Origin of the sequence: Micrococcus sp. KRD128 (genome assembly GCF_017168395.1) — a bacterium.
Lineage (GTDB): Bacteria > Actinomycetota > Actinomycetes > Actinomycetales > Micrococcaceae > Micrococcus > Micrococcus luteus.
The window spans coordinates 73,358-90,041 of record NZ_JABFAX010000016.1 but is presented as its reverse complement, the minus strand read 5'-3'; the positions used below and the strand labels follow the sequence as shown (position 1 = coordinate 90,041).

13 protein-coding genes and 1 pseudogene are annotated in these 16,684 nt (G+C 74.2%); 9 read left to right on the top strand and 5 right to left on the bottom strand.

Annotated elements, in window-relative coordinates; translation table 11 throughout:
* A pseudogene (locus J1M44_RS11770) lies at positions 1-276 on the bottom strand (hypothetical protein); the annotation flags it as partial.
* A 78-nt stretch (positions 277-354) separates the two neighbouring features.
* Between J1M44_RS11770 and hisS the strand changes: the two are divergent.
* On the top strand, positions 355-1,731 hold the full coding sequence (gene hisS / locus J1M44_RS08605; protein ID WP_060775688.1) for a histidine--tRNA ligase: 1,377 nt from the start codon (positions 355-357) through the stop codon (positions 1,729-1,731).
* Between the two features lie 59 nt (positions 1,732-1,790).
* Here hisS and J1M44_RS08600 read toward each other — a convergent pair whose 3' ends face one another.
* Positions 1,791-3,080 carry an APC family permease gene (locus tag J1M44_RS08600; RefSeq protein WP_098471746.1) on the bottom strand — a complete coding sequence of 430 codons (1,290 nt, stop codon included), beginning with the start codon at positions 3,078-3,080 and terminating at the stop codon, positions 1,791-1,793.
* Positions 3,081-3,225: 145 nt separating this feature from the next.
* Here J1M44_RS08600 and aspS point away from each other — a divergent pair, with 145 nt between their 5' ends.
* Positions 3,226-5,040, top strand: coding sequence for an aspartate--tRNA ligase (gene aspS, locus J1M44_RS08595; protein WP_144823954.1), 1,815 nt, complete (start codon positions 3,226-3,228; stop codon positions 5,038-5,040).
* Between the two features lie 139 nt (positions 5,041-5,179).
* On the opposite strand, the gene dtd is transcribed toward aspS, so the two are convergent.
* From dtd to J1M44_RS08580, 3 genes are all read right to left on the bottom strand, one after another.
* The gene (gene dtd / locus J1M44_RS08590; RefSeq protein WP_002857049.1) at positions 5,180-5,632 is read right to left on the bottom strand and encodes a D-aminoacyl-tRNA deacylase; all 453 of its coding nucleotides are present in this window, start codon (positions 5,630-5,632) and stop codon (positions 5,180-5,182) included.
* A 159-nt stretch (positions 5,633-5,791) separates the two neighbouring features.
* Positions 5,792-7,531: a choice-of-anchor I family protein gene (locus tag J1M44_RS08585; protein ID WP_144823955.1), complete on the bottom strand. Its 1,740-nt coding sequence runs from the start codon at positions 7,529-7,531 to the stop codon at positions 5,792-5,794.
* A 140-nt stretch (positions 7,532-7,671) separates the two neighbouring features.
* Positions 7,672-8,262, bottom strand: a complete 591-nt coding sequence (locus tag J1M44_RS08580; RefSeq protein ID WP_206480847.1) for a DUF1697 domain-containing protein — start codon at positions 8,260-8,262, stop codon at positions 7,672-7,674.
* 52 nt (positions 8,263-8,314) lie between these two features.
* On the opposite strand from J1M44_RS08580, the gene J1M44_RS08575 reads away from it, so the two are divergent.
* The 7 genes from J1M44_RS08575 (at position 8,315) to J1M44_RS08545 (ending at position 16,641) form a co-directional block, all read left to right on the top strand.
* The gene (locus J1M44_RS08575) at positions 8,315-9,712 is read left to right on the top strand and encodes a replication-associated recombination protein A (RefSeq protein WP_144823957.1); all 1,398 of its coding nucleotides are present in this window, start codon (positions 8,315-8,317) and stop codon (positions 9,710-9,712) included.
* Positions 9,713-10,015: 303 nt separating this feature from the next.
* Complete coding sequence (gene rpsD, locus J1M44_RS08570; RefSeq protein WP_002857042.1) at positions 10,016-10,642, top strand: 30S ribosomal protein S4; 627 nt, start codon at positions 10,016-10,018, stop codon at positions 10,640-10,642.
* Positions 10,643-10,826: 184 nt separating this feature from the next.
* The gene (locus tag J1M44_RS08565; RefSeq protein ID WP_002857041.1) at positions 10,827-11,216 is read left to right on the top strand and encodes a hypothetical protein; all 390 of its coding nucleotides are present in this window, start codon (positions 10,827-10,829) and stop codon (positions 11,214-11,216) included.
* Positions 11,213-13,924 (top strand): alanine--tRNA ligase, encoded by a 2,712-nt coding sequence (gene alaS / locus J1M44_RS08560; RefSeq protein ID WP_144823958.1) that lies wholly within the window; start codon positions 11,213-11,215, stop codon positions 13,922-13,924. The genes J1M44_RS08565 and alaS overlap by 4 nt, the downstream gene beginning before the upstream one ends.
* On the top strand, positions 13,884-14,453 hold the full coding sequence (ruvX, locus tag J1M44_RS08555) for a Holliday junction resolvase RuvX (protein ID WP_144823960.1): 570 nt from the start codon (positions 13,884-13,886) through the stop codon (positions 14,451-14,453). The genes alaS and ruvX overlap by 41 nt, the downstream gene beginning before the upstream one ends.
* Complete coding sequence (mltG, locus tag J1M44_RS08550) at positions 14,450-15,718, top strand: endolytic transglycosylase MltG (protein WP_002857038.1); 1,269 nt, start codon at positions 14,450-14,452, stop codon at positions 15,716-15,718. Before ruvX ends, mltG begins: the two co-directional genes overlap by 4 nt.
* The gene (locus tag J1M44_RS08545; protein ID WP_206480881.1) at positions 15,718-16,641 is read left to right on the top strand and encodes a shikimate dehydrogenase family protein; all 924 of its coding nucleotides are present in this window, start codon (positions 15,718-15,720) and stop codon (positions 16,639-16,641) included. Before mltG ends, J1M44_RS08545 begins: the two co-directional genes overlap by 1 nt.
* Positions 16,642-16,684 lie beyond the last annotated feature (43 nt).

Below are 16,684 nucleotides of genomic sequence, written 5' to 3'. Positions count from 1 at the left end.
GGCCGGGCTGGCCTTCTTCATGGCGGCCGGGGAGGGCGCGGCGGGCGCCTCGGCGGGCTGGGCGGAATCACCGTGCGCCGGCGCGTCGGGGACGGGCCGCGCCTCGGCGGCCTCGGCCGGCGCGGGGGTGGCCTCGGTGGTGGGGGACTGCTGGTCGTCGGGCTGCATGTGATTGGTCACCGCTGGAACTCTCCCTGACTGCGCCGGCGCGCAGTCGTCGAGGGATGCGGCCGGTCGGGATGGACACGAACAGGGCCAGCGTACCGGGCCGGACAGCGCCCGCGCCTAGACTGGGCCGGTGCGCCGGCGGGGGACCGTCGTGCGTCCCCGCCGTCGTCGTCTCGAAGGATCGCCATGTCCCGCAAGGCCTCCCTGTCCGGTTTCCACGAGTGGCTGCCCGCCGAGCGGCTCGTGGAGCAGCACGTGCTCGACACGCTGCGACGGACCTTCGAGCTGCACGGGTTCGCCGGCATCGAGACCCGTGCCGTGGAGACCCTGGGCCAGCTGCTGCGCAAGGGCGAGGTGGACAAGGAGGTCTACGCGGTCTCGCGCCTGGCCGAGGACGAGGAGGTCGCCGCGGGCCGGCGCGATCCCAGGGACCCGGCCGACCCCAAGCGCCTGGCCCTGCACTTCGACCTCACCGTGCCGTTCGCCCGCTACGTCGTGGAGAACGCCGGCCACCTCGCCTTCCCCTTCCGTCGCTACCAGATGCAGAAGGTCTGGCGCGGGGAGCGCCCCCAGGAGGGCCGCGCCCGCGAGTTCACCCAGGCGGACATCGACGTCGTCGGCGACGGCGCCCTCTCGCCCCGGTACGACGCCGACGTCGCACTGGTGATGGCCGAGGCGCTCGGCGCCCTGCCGATCGGCGACTTCCTCATCCGCGTGAACAACCGCAAGCTCGCCGAGGGCTTCTACCGGGGCATCGGCCTGGAGGACACCGCCGGCGTGCTGCGCAGCATCGACAAGCTGGAGAAGGTCGGCCCGGAGGAGGTCGCGCGGCTGCTCCAGGAGGAGGTCGGCGCGAGCCCCGAACAGGCTGCGCAGGCGCTGGCCCTGGCGGACATCCGTACGCCGGACGCCTCGTTCGTCGAGCGGGTCCGCGCCCTGGGGGTGACCCACGAGCTGCTCGAGGAGGGGCTGACCGAGCTGGCCGACGTCGTCGCCACCCTGCACCGCCGCGCCCCCGGGCGCGCCGTGGCGGACCTGTCCATCGCGCGCGGCCTGGACTACTACACGGGCACCGTCTACGAGACCGTCCTGGTGGGCCACGAGCAGCTCGGCTCGATCTGCTCGGGCGGCCGCTACGATGCGCTCGCGTCCAAGGGGAACCGCGTGTTCCCCGGTGTCGGACTGTCCATCGGCGTGACGCGGCTGGTGATGCGCATGCTGTCCCAGCAGATGGCCGTGGCCTCCCGCTCCGTGCCGACCGCGGTGTACGTGGCGCTGACGGCGGACGAGGACTGGTCCGAGGCCCAGGACGTCGCGGCCCTGCTGCGGGAGCGCGGCATCCCCGCGGAGGTCGCGGTGTCCGCGGAGAAGTTCGGCAAGCAGATCAAGTACGCGGACCGCCGCGGCATCCCGTTCGTGTGGTTCATGGGCCGGAACGACGCCGGCGCGCGGGTCCACGAGGTGAAGGACATCCGCTCCGGCGAGCAGCACGCCGCGGACCCGGCCGACTGGACCCCGCCGGCCGAGGACCTGCTGCCGCAGGTCGCCCGCGCGCAGGACTGAGCGGGCGGGCCGGTGCGTCGGCCCCGGCGCGCGACGCCGACACCCGTCCGCGCGTCGGGTCACCGGCGGCGGCGCCCAGCCCGCACGAACGCGCGCCCGCCCACCCCGATCAGGAACACGCCCGCCATCGCGGCCACGGACATCGGCGGCAGGCTGAAGGCGAGCAGCAGGCACAGGGCCAGGCCGAGCACGTTGACGGCGCGCGGGACGCGCAGCGGGCGCGGCCGGGCCGGGCGGCGGCCGTCGTCCCCGCGCAGGGTCAGGGCGGACAGGTTCGCCACCGCGTAGTAGACGAGCACGCCGAACGAGCTGAAGCCCACCACGGTGAGGATGTCCGTGGTGAGCAGGAGCAGGATCACGGCCACGGCCACCGTCAGCTGAGCCGTCCACGGCGTGCCGGTCCCCGCATGGACCCGTGCCAGGGGGCGGGGCAGGTCGGACTCGCGGGCCATGGCCAGGGCGGTGCGGGAGATGCCCGTCAGCAGGTTGAGCATGGCCCCGGCCGCGGCGAGGGCGGCGCCGGCCACGGCCACCCAGCCCCAGCCGGAGCCCAGGGCGGTCTCGAGCAGGTCGCGCACGGGCGCCGGGGACCGGGCCAGCCCGGAGGTCCCGAGGCCCGAGATCAGCGCCGTGGCGAGCAGCAGGTACAGCGCCACGGTCACGGCGAGGGCGATCAGGATGGCGCGCGGGATCGTGCGTGCGGGGTCGATGACCTCCTCGCCCATGGTGGCCACGCGCGCGTAGCCGGCGAACGCGAAGAACAGGACGCCCGCGCCCATGAGCACGCCCTGCACGGGGGAGCCGTCGCCGAGTGCCGCGGCCGAGCCCCCGGGGGCCTCGCGCGCCAGGCCCGCGCCGATGGCCAGGACGAGCACGGCGAGCACGGGCATGAGGATCGCCGTCGTCGCCTGCGCGGTCCGCGTCACGCCCGCCATCGCCACGCCGGTGAGCACGACGACGGCGGCCACGCCCGTCCACCGGGCCGCGGCGGCGTCGTCGGGGAAGAGGTACAGGCCGAGGGTGGCCGCCATCGCGGCCACCGACGCGGTCTTGCCCGTGACGAAGCCCCAGCCGGCGACGAAGCCGGCCCACGGGTGCAGCTGCCGCCGGCCGTAGACGTAGGCGCCGCCGGACTCGGGGTGGACGGTGGCCAGCTGCGCCGTGGACAGGGCGTTGCACAGGGCCGCGACGGCCGCGACCGCCAGGGCCGCGTACAGCAGGCCCGGGTGGCCGCCGGTGAGCGCGGCCGCCAGGCCGATCGCGGTGAACACGCCCGCGCCGATCATCGAGCCGAGGCCGATCGCGACGGCGTGGAGCAGGGTCAGGCGGCGCTGCAGGGCGGCGGTCATGACGGGGTCCTCCTGGGCTGGGGCAATGCGGGCGGGGCACTAGACTGACGGGAACGGCGCGCGCCCGCCCCGCAGGCGTATCACACGGCGTCGACCATCACATGAACCCCGCACATCGTCCGGCGAACGGACGGAGAGGATCCTCGTGCTGCGCACCCACTCCCTCGGCGAGCTCAACGCCTCGCTCATCGGCCAGACCGTCACCGTCACCGGCTGGGTGGCGCGGCGGCGCGACCACGGCGGCGTGGCCTTCGTGGACCTGCGCGACGCCTCGGGCTTCGCCCAGGTCGTGGTGCGGGACGAGGCGGACTTCGACCCGCTGCGCAACGAGTGGGTCCTGCAGGTCACCGGCACGGTCGAGCGCCGCCCCGAGGGCAATGAGAACCCGAACCTGCCCTCCGGTGAGATCGAGCTGATCGCGGAGACCGTGACGGTGCTCAACACCGCCGCCGCCCTGCCGTTCCAGGTGGACGAGCACGTGGAGGTCGGCGAGGAGGCCCGGCTGCGCCACCGCTACCTGGACCTGCGCCGCCCGCAGCCCTCGCGCATCATGCGCCTGCGCTCCGAGGTCAACCGGACGGCACGCGAGCTGCTGCACGGCGAGGGCTTCGTGGAGGTCGAGACCCCGACCCTCACGCGCTCGACGCCGGAGGGCGCCCGCGACTTCCTCGTCCCGGCCCGCCTGGCTCCCGGCTCCTGGTACGCCCTGCCGCAGTCGCCGCAGCTGTTCAAGCAGCTGCTGCAGGTGGGCGGGATCGAGAAGTACTACCAGATCGCCCGCTGCTACCGCGACGAGGACTTCCGTGCCGACCGTCAGCCCGAGTTCACCCAGCTGGACATCGAGGCCTCCTTCGTGGAGCAGGACGACGTGATCGCCCTCGGCGAGAAGATCGTCAAGGCCCTGTGGGCCCTCGTGGGCGTGGACGTGCCGACACCGATCCGCCGCATGACCTACGCCGAGGCGATGGAGAAGTACGGCTCGGACAAGCCGGACCTGCGCTTCGGCCTCGAGCTGACGGACCTGACCGAGTACTTCAAGGACACCCCGTTCCGCGTGTTCCAGAACGAGTACGTGGGCGCCGTCGTGATGCCGGGCGGCGCCTCCCAGGCCCGCCGCACCCTCGACGCGTGGCAGGAGTGGGCCAAGCAGCGCGGCGCCAAGGGCCTGGCCTACGTGCTCATCCAGGAGGACGGCGAGCTGACCGGCCCGGTGTCCAAGAACATCTCCGAGGAGGAGAAGGCCGGCCTGGCCGCCGCCGTGGGTGCGAACCCGGGCGACTGCGTGTTCTTCGCCGCCGGCAAGCCGAAGGAGTCCCGCGCGCTGCTGGGTGCGGCCCGCGTGGAGATCGGCCGTCGCTGCGGGCTGTTCACCGACGCCGGTGACGGCGTGGCCGCGAAGGACGCCGACTGGGCGTTCGTGTGGGTCGTGGACGCGCCGATGTTCGAGCCGGCGGCCGACGCCGTGGCCTCGGGCGACGTCGCCGTGGGCGCGGGCGCCTGGACCGCCGTGCACCACGCGTTCACCTCGCCCAAGCCGGAGTTCGCGGACACCTTCGACACCGACCCGGGCTCAGCCCTGGCCTACGCGTACGACATCGTGTGCAACGGCAACGAGATCGGCGGCGGCTCCATCCGCATCCACCGTCAGGACGTGCAGGAGCGTGTGTTCGAGGTCATGGGCCTGTCCTCGGAGGAGGCGAACGAGAAGTTCGGCTTCCTGCTCGAGGGCTTCAAGTACGGCGCCCCGCCGCACGGCGGCATCGCGTTCGGCTGGGACCGCGTGGTCGCCCTGCTGGCCGGCACCGACTCGATCCGCGAGGTCATCGCGTTCCCGAAGACCGGCGGCGGCTTCGACCCGCTGACGGCCGCCCCGGCGCCCATCACCGCCCAGCAGCGCAAGGAAGCCGGCGTCGACGCGCAGCCGGAGCCGACGAAGGCCGAGGCCGAGCCGGAGGCCTGATCCGGGCCCGCGGCGGGCCCGCCGTCGGAGCGGGCACGGGGGATCATCTGCGCAGACGACCCTTCCGGGCCTCACCCAAGGCGCCGGAAGGGTCGTTTCCGCAACAGATCGGTGGCAGAGGTCGTGCTGCGGCCCGGCCTCAGCCGTGCCGCGGGCCGGCCAGCTCGTCCGAGTCCACGATCAGCGTGAACGGCCCGGAGTTGGTGAGGGAGACGTCCATCATCGCGCCGAACACCCCGCGCTCCACGCGCACGCCCGAGGACTCCAGCTCGGCCATGAACCGCTCGTACAGCGGCTGCGCCTGCTCGCCCTTGGCGGAGCGGGTCCACGACGGGCGACGTCCCTTGCGGACGTCCCCGTAGAGGGTGAACTGGCTGACCACGAGCGCCGGGGCGCCGGCGTCGGTGAGGGACCGCTCGCCGTCGAGCATGCGGAGCCCGGCCACCTTGCGGGCCACCTGCTCTGCTACAGCCGCCGTGTCCGTGACCGACACTCCGAGCAGGATCACCAGTCCTTCACCCGCGAAGGAGCCGACGACCTCTCCGTCGACGGTCACGGACGCGGACTGGGCTCTCTGGCAGACGGCACGCATGCAGCCATCCTCACATGACCGCCCTCGTCCAGGGCGGGGCCTCTGACACGGACCGGGGAGGCGAGCGGTCGGAATGAGGACCGTGCCGGCGCTCATTCCGACCCCTCGGCTGCCCGGTCGGCCCGGGACCTCAGCTCAGCGTTCTCGCCGCCCGACGCCTCACTTCCACTTCGTGGGCTCCACCTCGTACACGGTGGTCGAACCGGAGACCTCGTTGGCCACGATCAGCAGGGCCGAGCCGGAGGGGGACTCGTGGGCCGGCACGAAGGCCAGGCCCTCGGCGCCCATGTCACCCAGGCCGACTGTGGCGTCGTCGCCCGCGGCATCCCCGTCACGGTCGTTGACGTAGTCCACGTAGGTGGCGTTCCGCGGGTCACTGATGTCAAAGACCATGACACCCCCCACGCGCTCCAGGCCCACGAACGCGTAGGTGCGGCCCTGGATCGTGCCCACCACCACGGACTCGGGCTCGGGGCCCTTGTCGTCCGAACGGGAGTCCCCGGACGGGGTCGCGTCGTTGTCCGCGTTGAACGCCCACTGCGGCAGCGCACCGGCGCCGACCATCCGGGCGATCTGCTCCTCGATCATGCCGGCGGAGTCGAACAGGCGGGTGCCGTCCGCGGTGTAGATGGAGAAGGATCGGCCGCCCAGCGTGGTCAGGGAGGAGTGGCAGCCGCGCACGGAGGCGTCGCCGAGGTCGGTGAGCACCTTCAGACGGCCCAGGGCGCCCTTCTTCTGCAGGGCCTGGGCGTCCGGGAACTCGGCGGCGCACAGGTCCAGGTCGCTGACGCGTTCGGAGTCGCTGTAGTCGCCCCACTCCCGCCCGTCACCCTCGTTGGCGGTGACGATCAGGTCCTGGCCGTGCCAGCGGTAGGTGTCGATGCCGTCGGGCATGGGCAGGCCGTAGACCGGCCAGTGGTGCAGCTCGATGCCGCCGTCCTTGTCCGAGACGTCCAGCACGCCCTCGGTGGACCAGTCGGTGGGCGTGAGCGCCCAGAGGTCCGTCAGGGTCGCGGACTTCAGGTCCACGACGGCGACGGCGTTGGCCTCCTGCACGGACACGTAGGCGGTGCGTCCAGTCGGGTCGATGCTGACGTACTCCGGCTCGAGGTTGCGAGCCACCCGGCCGGCCGGTTCGTGACCGGCGGGCACGGCCACATCGGGGCCGGAGACGCGCACGCCGGCGGGCAGGGCGGTGCCGGCGTCGTAGGCGCGGAAGTCCACGGTGCGCACCGCGTCCTGGGTCAGGCGGGAGAACTGCTGGGCGTTCTTCGGCACGGAGACCACGGAGATCGTGCCCTCCGGGTCCACCGAGAAGTCATCGGCCGGCTCGCCCTCGTTGGCGACCACCACGTGGGCACCGTTCGGGGAGAAGGCCAACGAGTCCGGCAGGGCGCCCACCCGCACGCCGCCGAGGTAGCGCAGGGTGGTGGTGTCGAAGAACACGACCCAGCCGTGGTCGGTCTTCTCGGCGGCCTCGACGGCGACGGCCATCACCCCGCCGGAGACGGCCACGGAGTTCACCGTGACGCCCTCGTCCGTGACGGATCCGTCCGCGGTGCGCAAGCCCTCGGTGGAGAGGGTCCGCTGGGCCACGGGGGCGGCGTCGGCGCCCAGGCGCATGATGTCGACGGCGCCGCGCTGCGCGTTCACCACGAACAGGCGGCCGGAGACCGCGTCGAAGGCCGGGATCTCGGCGGCGGACTCGCCGAACACGCCGGTCTCATGGGTGCCGGCGCGGGTGAGCTCGACGCCCTTGCCGGACGAGGCGTCGGCGACGGCGGCGCGCTGGGCCGCGGCCGAGTGCGGGGCGGGCGCGCTGAGGGAGGCCGGGGCCAGGAAGGCCGTGGACAGGGCCGCGGCCGTGACGGCCGTGGCGAGGCGTGCGAAGCGACGCATGGATGCTCCAGTCAGGGCAGGGAGGCGGAGGACGGGGTCACCCCATCGCACCGATGTGAACGGACCGTGACGTCCCGGCCAGCGCGCGGTGTCCCGCGGGTGTCGACGTCGCCGGACGCCCCGCGTGCTGTCCGCCGCGGTCAGGCCCCGGCCGGCAGCCCCGCGAGCACCCGCACCGTCGTGAGGTTCCGGGCCGTGCCGCGCACCCCGAGCGCCCGGTCGAGGCGGGCCGGGGTGAGCGGGGAGTCGGCGACCCCCGTGGCGCAGCGCGTCCACAGCAGCCGTCCCTCCAGCGCCGTGCGATCCGGCCCCGCGGGTCGGTCGTCCCCGTGGTCGAGCGCTGCCAGGGCGGCGGCCGCCTCGGGTGCGGGGTCGTCCTCGAGCACGGTGAGCTGGGTGCGCTTCGGCTCGCCGCCGGCCCAGGGGAGCGCGTCGTGCAGCTCCAGGGCGCGGCGGAGCGTGCCCACGTCCACGAGGACCACGGGGACGTCGAGGCCGCCCTCCTCACGCGCCCGTCGCGCGAACCCCTGCCGCACGCCCTCCGCGGCCGCGTCGGAGGACGCCCGGAACAGGACGTTGCCGCTGGCCAAGTGGGTGGTGACCGCCTCCCCGCCGGCTTCCTGGGCCCAGCGGATCAGCGTGTCCCTGCCGACACGGTTGCTCCGGCCCACGTTGATCCCGCGAAGCAGCAGGACGTGGGTGTGGTCGGTGCGCGGGGCGGCGGGGCTCATGCGGCCAGGATGCCACCCACGCCCCCGCGGGCCGAGGACTACCCTGGACCCGATGGACGACCTCTTCAGCGCCGCGCACACCGGGGCCGACGACGACGGCCCGGCCGGCACCGTGGCCGCCCCGCACCCCGGCGCACCGCTGGCCGTGCGCATGCGCCCGCGCACGCTGGATGACGTGCTGGGCCAGCGGCACCTGATGCGGCCGGGCTCCCCGCTGCGCAAGCTCGCCGAGCCCGATCCGGACTCCGCCGCGGGACCGAGCTCGGTTATCCTGTACGGGCCGCCGGGCATCGGGAAGACGACGCTCGCCCACGTGATCGCCCGCGCCCCCGGGCGCACGTTCACGGAACTGTCCGCCATCACGGCCGGCGTGAAGGACGTGCGGCAGGTGATGGAGCAGGCCCAGCGCGAACGCGACCTCTACGGCCGCACCACCGTCCTGTTCCTCGACGAGATCCACCGCTTCTCCAAGGCGCAGCAGGACGCGCTGCTGCCGGGCGTCGAGAACCGCTGGGTCGTGCTCGTGGCGGCGACCACGGAGAACCCGTCCTTCTCGGTGATCGCACCCCTGCTCTCCCGGTCGCTGCTGCTCACGCTGCGTCCGCTCACGGACGACGACATCGTCGGGCTGCTGGACCGTGCCGTGACCCAGGAGCGCGGGCTCAACGGGGCCGTGGTGCTCGAGGACGACGCGCGGGACTACCTGGTGCGGATGGCCGGCGGTGACGCGCGGCGGGCGCTCACGGTGCTGGAGGCCGCGGCCGGCGTCGCCCTGGACAAGGCGCGCGAGGCCGGCCGGGCGGGGGAGGGCGCCGTCGCGGTCACGGAGGAGGACGCCGCGCAGGCGATGGACCACCACGTCCAGCGCTACGACAAGGACGGCGACCAGCACTACGACGTGATCAGCGCCTTCATCAAGTCCATCCGCGGCTCGGACGTGGACGCGTCGATGCACTACCTCGCCCGGATGCTGGAGGCGGGGGAGGACCCCCGGTTCATCGCCCGGCGGCTGATCATCTCCGCGTCCGAGGACGTGGGCATGGCCGACCCGACCGCGCTGCAGACGGCCGTGGCCGCCGCCCAGGCCGTGCAGCTGATCGGCATGCCGGAGGGACGCATCATCCTGGCGCAGGCCGTGACGCATCTGGCCACCGCGCCGAAGTCCAATGCGAGCTACACCGCCGTGAACGAGGCGATCGCGGACGTGCGGGCCGGCCACACGGGCGCGGTGCCCGCGCACCTGCGGGACGCGCACTACCCCGGCGCGGCGGCCCTCGGCCACGGCCAGGGCTACGTCTACAGCCATGACGAGCCGCACGCCGTGGCGCGCCAGCAGTACGCCCCGGACCCGCTGGTGGGGAAGGACTACTACCGGCCCAAGGCCATCGGCCACGAGAAGCGGCTCGCCGAGCAGGTGGCCGCGCTGCGCCGGATCATCCGCGGTGAATGACGGCGGGCGCCCTCCCGCCCGCCAGAGTGTGGGCGCCGACCCGGCTCTGGTAGAGTGGTCCGCTGTCTGGCAGGCGCTGCGCCCCGGACGCATCCCCCTCGAACGGTTCACGGGACACCCGCGTGCCCGGGCGAGGGACGCGCAGCGCATCAGTGGATGACGGGCGGCGGCACGCCCCTCAGCTCTCCTCAGGATCGCGGGGAGGCCAGGTTCGAGTCCCCTTGACCCGTGCGCCCCGGCGCCCGGACGAGACCTCGAGACAAACCCGAACCGTGCCGCACGTCAAGGAAAGGCAGGTCCACCATGAGTGGCAACCTTCGCACCCGCCGCACCGTGCGGCACTCCCGCGCCCTGGGCATCGCGCTGACCCCCAAGGCCGAGAAGTACATGGAGCGTCGTCCGTACGGCCCCGGCCAGCACGGCCGCGCCCGCCGCAAGCAGGACTCGGACTACGCGGTGCGCCTCAAGGAGAAGCAGCGTCTGCGCGCCCAGTACAACATCCGCGAGGCCCAGATGCGCCGCTACTTCGAGGAGGCCAAGCGCACCGCCGGCCTGACCGGTGAGAACCTGGTCGAGCTCCTCGAGCAGCGCCTCGACGCCCTCGTGCTGCGCGCCGGCTTCGCCCGCACCATCCAGCAGGCCCGCCAGCTCGTCGTGCACCGCCACATCCTGGTGGACGGCAAGCGCGTGGACATCCCCTCGTTCCGCGTGAAGGAGGGCCAGATGATCCACGTGCACGAGCGCTCGGAGAAGATGGTCCCCTTCCAGCTGGCCGCCGCCGGCGCCCACCAGCAGGTCCTGCCCGCCACCCCGGGCTACCTGACCGTGGAGATCGACAAGCTGCGCGCCACCCTCACCCGTCGCCCGAAGCGCTCCGAGGTCCCCGTGACCTGCGAGGAGCAGCTCGTGGTCGAGTACTACGCGCGCTGATCCGCCCCGTCCGGGTCCCTCCCGGACGACGGCGCCCCGCGCGTCCCGCAGGCCCGGTCACCTCTCGGAGGTGACCGGGCCTGCGGCGTCCCCCGGGCCCGCCGCCGGGGATCGGCGCCGGGGATCGGCGCCGCGCCCGGTAAGGTGGGGCCGGAATCCCTGCCGTCCGAAGGAGGCCCCCGCCATGCTCCGCTCGCTGCTGCTCGTCGGCGCCGGCGCCGCATCCGGCTGGTTCGCACACCGCGCCCTCGGAGACCGTGCCCACCCGGCCACCGACGGGACCGACGCGCCGACGTCGGATCCCGGCTCCGCTGGGGGGCGCGCGGGGTTCTCCGCCCGCCTGGACCCGGAGCGTCTGGCCCGCCAGGCCGGTGAGGCCGCCGCCGACGCCGCCACGGCCGCCCTGCAGGACGGTGCGCGGCGCCTGGCCGACCGCGTGCGCGCCCAGGCCCCCTGGGCCGCCCCCTACCTGCCCCACACGGGGCCGATCATCGCCGGGGAGACCGTGGAGCCGCCGTCGCACGGCGCCGCCCGCCCCCAGACCACCACCACGCAGAAGGACACCCCCGCATGAAGTCCCAGGAGATCGCCCGCCGCTGGACCGCCTTCTTCGAGTCCAGGGGGCACCGCGTGGTGCCGTCGGCGTCGCTCGTCTCGCCGGATCCGTCGCTGCTGTTCACGGTGGCCGGCATGGTCCCGTTCATCCCGTACTTCCTGGGGGAGCAGACCCCGCCGAGCCCGCGCGTCGTCTCGGTGCAGAAGTGCATCCGCACCGCGGACATCGAGGAGGTCGGCAAGACCGTCCGCCACGGCACCTTCTTCCAGATGTGCGGCAACTTCTCCTTCGGCGACTACTTCAAGGAGACGGCCATCCCGATGGCCTGGGAGCTGCTGACGTCCTCGGTCGAGGACGGTGGCTTCGGCCTGGACCCCGAGCGCCTCTGGGTCACCGTGTACCGCGAGGACGACGAGGCCGAGCGCATCTGGCGCGAGGACGTGGGCGTCCGTCCCGAGCGCATCCAGCGCATGGGCAAGGACGACAACTACTGGAACACCGGCCAGCCCGGCCCGGGCGGCCCCTGCTCGGAGATCTTCTACGACCGCGGCCCCGCGTACGGCGTCGACGGCGGCCCGGCCGCGGACGACACCCGCTACATCGAGATCTGGAACCTCGTGTTCATGCAGTACCGCCTCTCCGCGGTGCGCTCGAAGGACGACTTCGACGTCGCCGGCGAGCTCGAGCACAAGAACATCGACACCGGTCTCGGCCTCGAGCGGCTCGCCATGATCCTCCAGGGTGTGGAGAACATGTACGAGACGGACCAGGTCCGCCCGGTGCTCGACCGCGCGGCGCAGCTGGCCGGCCGGGCCTACACCTCCACCGAGGACCCGGCCGACCCGCACTACGACGACGACGTCCGCCTGCGCATGGTGGCCGACCACGTGCGCTCGGCCCTGATGCTGATCAGCGACGGCGTGTGTCCCGGCAACGAGGGCCGCGGCTACGTGCTGCGCCGCCTCATCCGCCGCGTCGTCCGCGCCCTGCGCCTGATGGGCGTCACCGAGCCGGTGTTCCCCGAACTGCTGCCGGTCTCCCGGGACGCGATGAAGGGCACCTACCCGGTCGTGGCGGACGAGTTCGAGCGCATCTCCCGGATCGCCTACGCCGAGGAGAAGGCGTTCCTGCGGACCATCGCCGCGGGCACGGCCCGCCTCGACGCCGCGGTCGGCCAGGCTCGCTCGGCGGGCGGCGGCATCGCGGGCCCGGACGCGTTCGAGCTGCACGACACCTACGGCTTCCCGATCGAGCTGACGCTGGAGATCGCGGAGGAGGCCGGCGTCGCCGTGGACGAGGCCGGGTTCCGTGCCCTCATGGCCGAGCAGCGCGACCGCGCCCGCGCGGACGCCAAGGCCAAGAAGTCCGGCCACACGGACACGGCCGTGTACCAGCGCCTGCGCGCCGAGGGCCAGACCCATTTCACCGGCTACACCGAGCACACCACCGAGTCCGTGGTGCGCGGCCTGCTGCAGAACGGCGAGGAGGTCCCGTCCGCGGGCGCCGGCACGGAGCTCGAGCTCGTCCTGGACGCCACGCCGTTCTACGCGGAGTCCGGCGGCCAGGCCGCGGACACCGGCCTGATCACCGGCGACGGCTTCCGCCTCGAGGTGCTCGACGTGCAGGCCCCCGTGAAGGGGCTGTCCGTGCACAGGGTCAAGGTCCTCGACGGTGAGGTCGCCGCCGGCGCGCAGGCCCTCGGCGCGATCGACCTGCAGCGCCGCCTCGACGGCGAGAAGGCCCACTCCGGCACCCACCTGGTGCACGCCGCGCTGCACCAGATCCTCGGCCCCGAGGCCACCCAGTCCGGCTCCTTCAACAAGGAGGGCTACCTGCGCTTCGACTTCCGCTGGGCCGAGTCGCTGTCGGCCGGGGCCCGCTCCGAGGTCGAGGACGTGGTGAACATCGCCATCCGCGACGACCACACCGTGCTCACCCAGGAGATGAGCCTCGAGGAGGCGCGCGCACTCGGCGCGATGAGCCTGTTCGGCGAGAAGTACGGCGACCGGGTGCGCGTCGTGGAGATCGACGGCGCCTGGTCCCGCGAGCTGTGCGGCGGCACCCACGTGGGCCGCACCGCGCAGATCGGCTCGCTGACCCTGCTCGGCGAGCAGTCCGTGGGCTCGGGCAACCGCCGCGTCGAGGCGCTCGTCGGCCTGGACTCGTTCCGCCACCTCGCCGCGGAGCGCACCCTCGTCTCCGAGCTCTCGGAGATGTTCAAGGCCCCGGCCGAGGAGCTCAAGGACCGCATCGGCGCCACCCTGGACCGGCTCAAGGCGGCCGAGAAGCAGGTCGCGGAGCTGCGGGCCCAGGCGCTGCAGGCCCAGGCCGGCCAGCTCGCCGGGCAGGCCCAGGACGTCACGACCTCCGCCGGGACGGCGGTGCGGGTGCTGGCGCACCACGCCGGCGACGTGGCCGGGGACCAGCTGCGTTCCCTCGCGCTGGACCTGCGCGCCCGGATCGAGTCGGCCGGCGGCAACGCGGCGGGCACCCCCGTGCTCGTGGCCCTCACGGCCGAGGCCAAGGGCCGGCCCCTCGTGATCGTGGCGACCAACGAGGCCGCCCGCGCGGCCGGCCTCAAGGCGGGCGCCATGGTCAAGATCGCCACCGGCGTGCTCGGCGGCGGGGGCGGAGGCAAGGACGACGTCGCCCAGGGCGGCGGCCAGGACGTCACGCGCGTCGGGGATGCGCTCGACGCCGTCGTCGCCGCGGTGCGCGCGGCCTGAGGCGGACGTGAGCGCAGGTCAGGACGGGGCCGCCGTGGCGAGCGACGCCGTGCGCCGGGGGCGCACCCTCGGCGTCGACGTCGGCCGTGCCCGCGTGGGCGTCGCGTCGGCCGACCCCGACGGCCTGATCGCCACCCCCGTGGCCACCCTGCGGCGGGATGCGCGTCGACGTCGCGACGTGGACGAGCTCGTCGCCCACGCACGCGAGCTCGACGTCGTCGCCGTGTACGTCGGCCTGCCGGTGAATCTGCGGGGCGAGCACACGCCGTCCACGCAGGACGCCCTCGACTACGCGGACGCCGTCGCCGCCGCCCTGGTCGAGACGGGCCACCCCGTGCCGGTCCGGCTCGTCGACGAGCGGCTCAGCACGGTCTCCGCGCAGGCCGGACTGCGGGCCGCGGGCCGGTCCGTCAAGGACAGCCGCGGCGTGATCGACCAGGCGGCCGCCGTCGCGATCCTGCAGGCCGCCGTGGACGAGCAGCGCCGCACCGGACGCTGGGCCGGCCAGGACCGGGAGCAGATCCGGTGACCGGCGAGCACCAGCACGCTCGTGGTGAGGACCACTGGGACGATCTGCTCGGCGACGAGGCCGACGTCCACGACGACCTCGACGTGTTCGGCTTCGTCCACGACGAGGCGGACGAGGCCGATCTCGGCGCCCCGTCCCAGCCGGTCGACGCGGCCGGCCCACGCCGGCCTCGCAGGCTCCTGCGTCGCCGGGGCTCCGGGTCCCACCCGGCCCCGCGGGTCGACCGCGGCGCCGGTCGGCGGCGGACCGCGCTGGTGCTGGGCACCGTCCTCGTGGCGTTCGCCGTCGTGGTCGGGCTGATCGTGCGCGGCTTCCTGAGCGGCTCCGACCACACGGCCGTCGAGGGTGACGAGGTGACGTTCTCAGTGGAGCCGGGCGAGGACCTGGGCTCCGTGGCGGCCCGCCTGGACCGGGCCGGCATCGTCGGCTCCGCCCGTGCGTTCGAGCGCGCGGCCCGGGACACGCACAGCGGTCTCGTGCGTTCGGGGGACTTCGTGCTGCGCGAGCGGATGCCCGCGGCCGACGCCCTCGCGGTGCTCCAGGGCGCCACGGACGGCGCCGTCCACTACGTGCTCGTGGAGCGCGGCCGGCGACTCACCGAGGTGCTGGACGCGGTCGCCGAGGCCACGGGGCTGCCCCGCGAGGAGCTCGAGGCCGCCGCCCAGGACCCGACCCGCTACGGCGTCCCCGCGGAGGCGGGCACGCTCGAGGGCTGGCTCGACGCGGGGGAGTACCGCATCCCCGTCGACGCCACCGCCGAACAGGTGCTCGACGCCCTGATCCGGCCCACCCTCGCCGAGCTCGAGTCTCTCGACGTCCGCGACCCGGCCGAGCAGCGGCGCGTGCTCACGATCGCCTCCATCCTCGAGGCGGAGGCCCTGCCCCAGGACTACCGGCAGGTGGCCGGCGCCATCGAGAACCGCCTCGCCCCGGACAACACCGAGACGCACGGGCTCCTACAGATCGACGCGACCGTCACGTACGGCCTCGGCGTGCGCAGCCTCAGCTTCACCTCGGGCCAGCGCCAGGACGCCTCGAACCCCTACAACACGTACGTGCACCCGGGCCTGCCGCCGGGTCCGATCGGCATGCCCTCCGACGCGGCCGTCGAGGCCGCCCTCGACCCGGCCGAGACGGACGCCTACTACTGGGTGACCACGGACATCGGCACCGGCCACACCGAGTTCTCCCGCACCTATGAGGAGCACCAGCAGCACGTGCGCACCCTGCAGCGCTACTGCGCGTCCAATCCGGGGGTGTGCTGATGCGCCCCGTGCTGCACGCGGCGGTCCTGGGCCGGCCGATCGCCCACTCGCTCTCCCCGGTGCTGCACGCGGCCGCCTACCGGGTCCTGGGCCTCGACGTCGACTACGGCCGCCGGGACCTGGGCGAGGGCGAGGTGCTCGCCTTCGCGGCCGAGCACCTCGGCGCCCCGGGCGCGGCCGACGGCGGCGCGGCCGCGGCCCGCGGGCAGGACTGGCTCGGCTGCTCCGTCACCATGCCGCTGAAGCGGGCGGCCGTCGCCGCCGCCGGGCACGTCAGCGACCGCGTCCGGCTCCTGGGCACCGCGAACACCCTCGTGCGCGACCACCCCGCCGCCCCCGGGGTCGTCCACGCCGAGAACACGGACGTGGACGGCATCCTCGGCGCCCTCGCCGCGGCCGGCCTCGACCGTGCCGCCCGGGGCGGGACCGTCGGCGTCCTCGGGAACGGGGGGACCGCGACGGCGGCCGTCCTCGCCGCCGCCACGCTCGGCGCGGACTCGGTGTTCTTCGGCGTCCGCGCCGCCGCCCGCGCCGCCGAGGTGACGGCCCTGGCCGACGCGCTCGGGCTGCGCTGGGCGACCCTGACCCAGGCGGATCTGCTCCGGCGGGCGCCGGGGCTGCGTGCCGTCGTCGCCACCCTGCCGCCGCGCGCCGCGGACGCCCTGGCCGCACACGTGCCGGCCGAGGCCGCCCTGCCGCCCCTGCTGGACGCGGCCTACGACCCGTGGCCCTCCGTGCTGGCGGCGGCCTGGTCCCGGAAGGGCGGTCCGGTGGCGTCGGGGCTGTCCATGCTGCTGCATCAGGGCGTCGAGCAGGTCCGGCTGTTCACGGCCCGGCCCCGCGTCGCGGCCGGGATGCCCGAGCCGGACTGGGCGGCGGTGACGCGCGCCGCGGCGGACGCCCTGGGGCCGGCCGCCGGCTGAGCGCCGGACGGCGGATCCGGCGCGTCCCGTCCGGTCACACGTG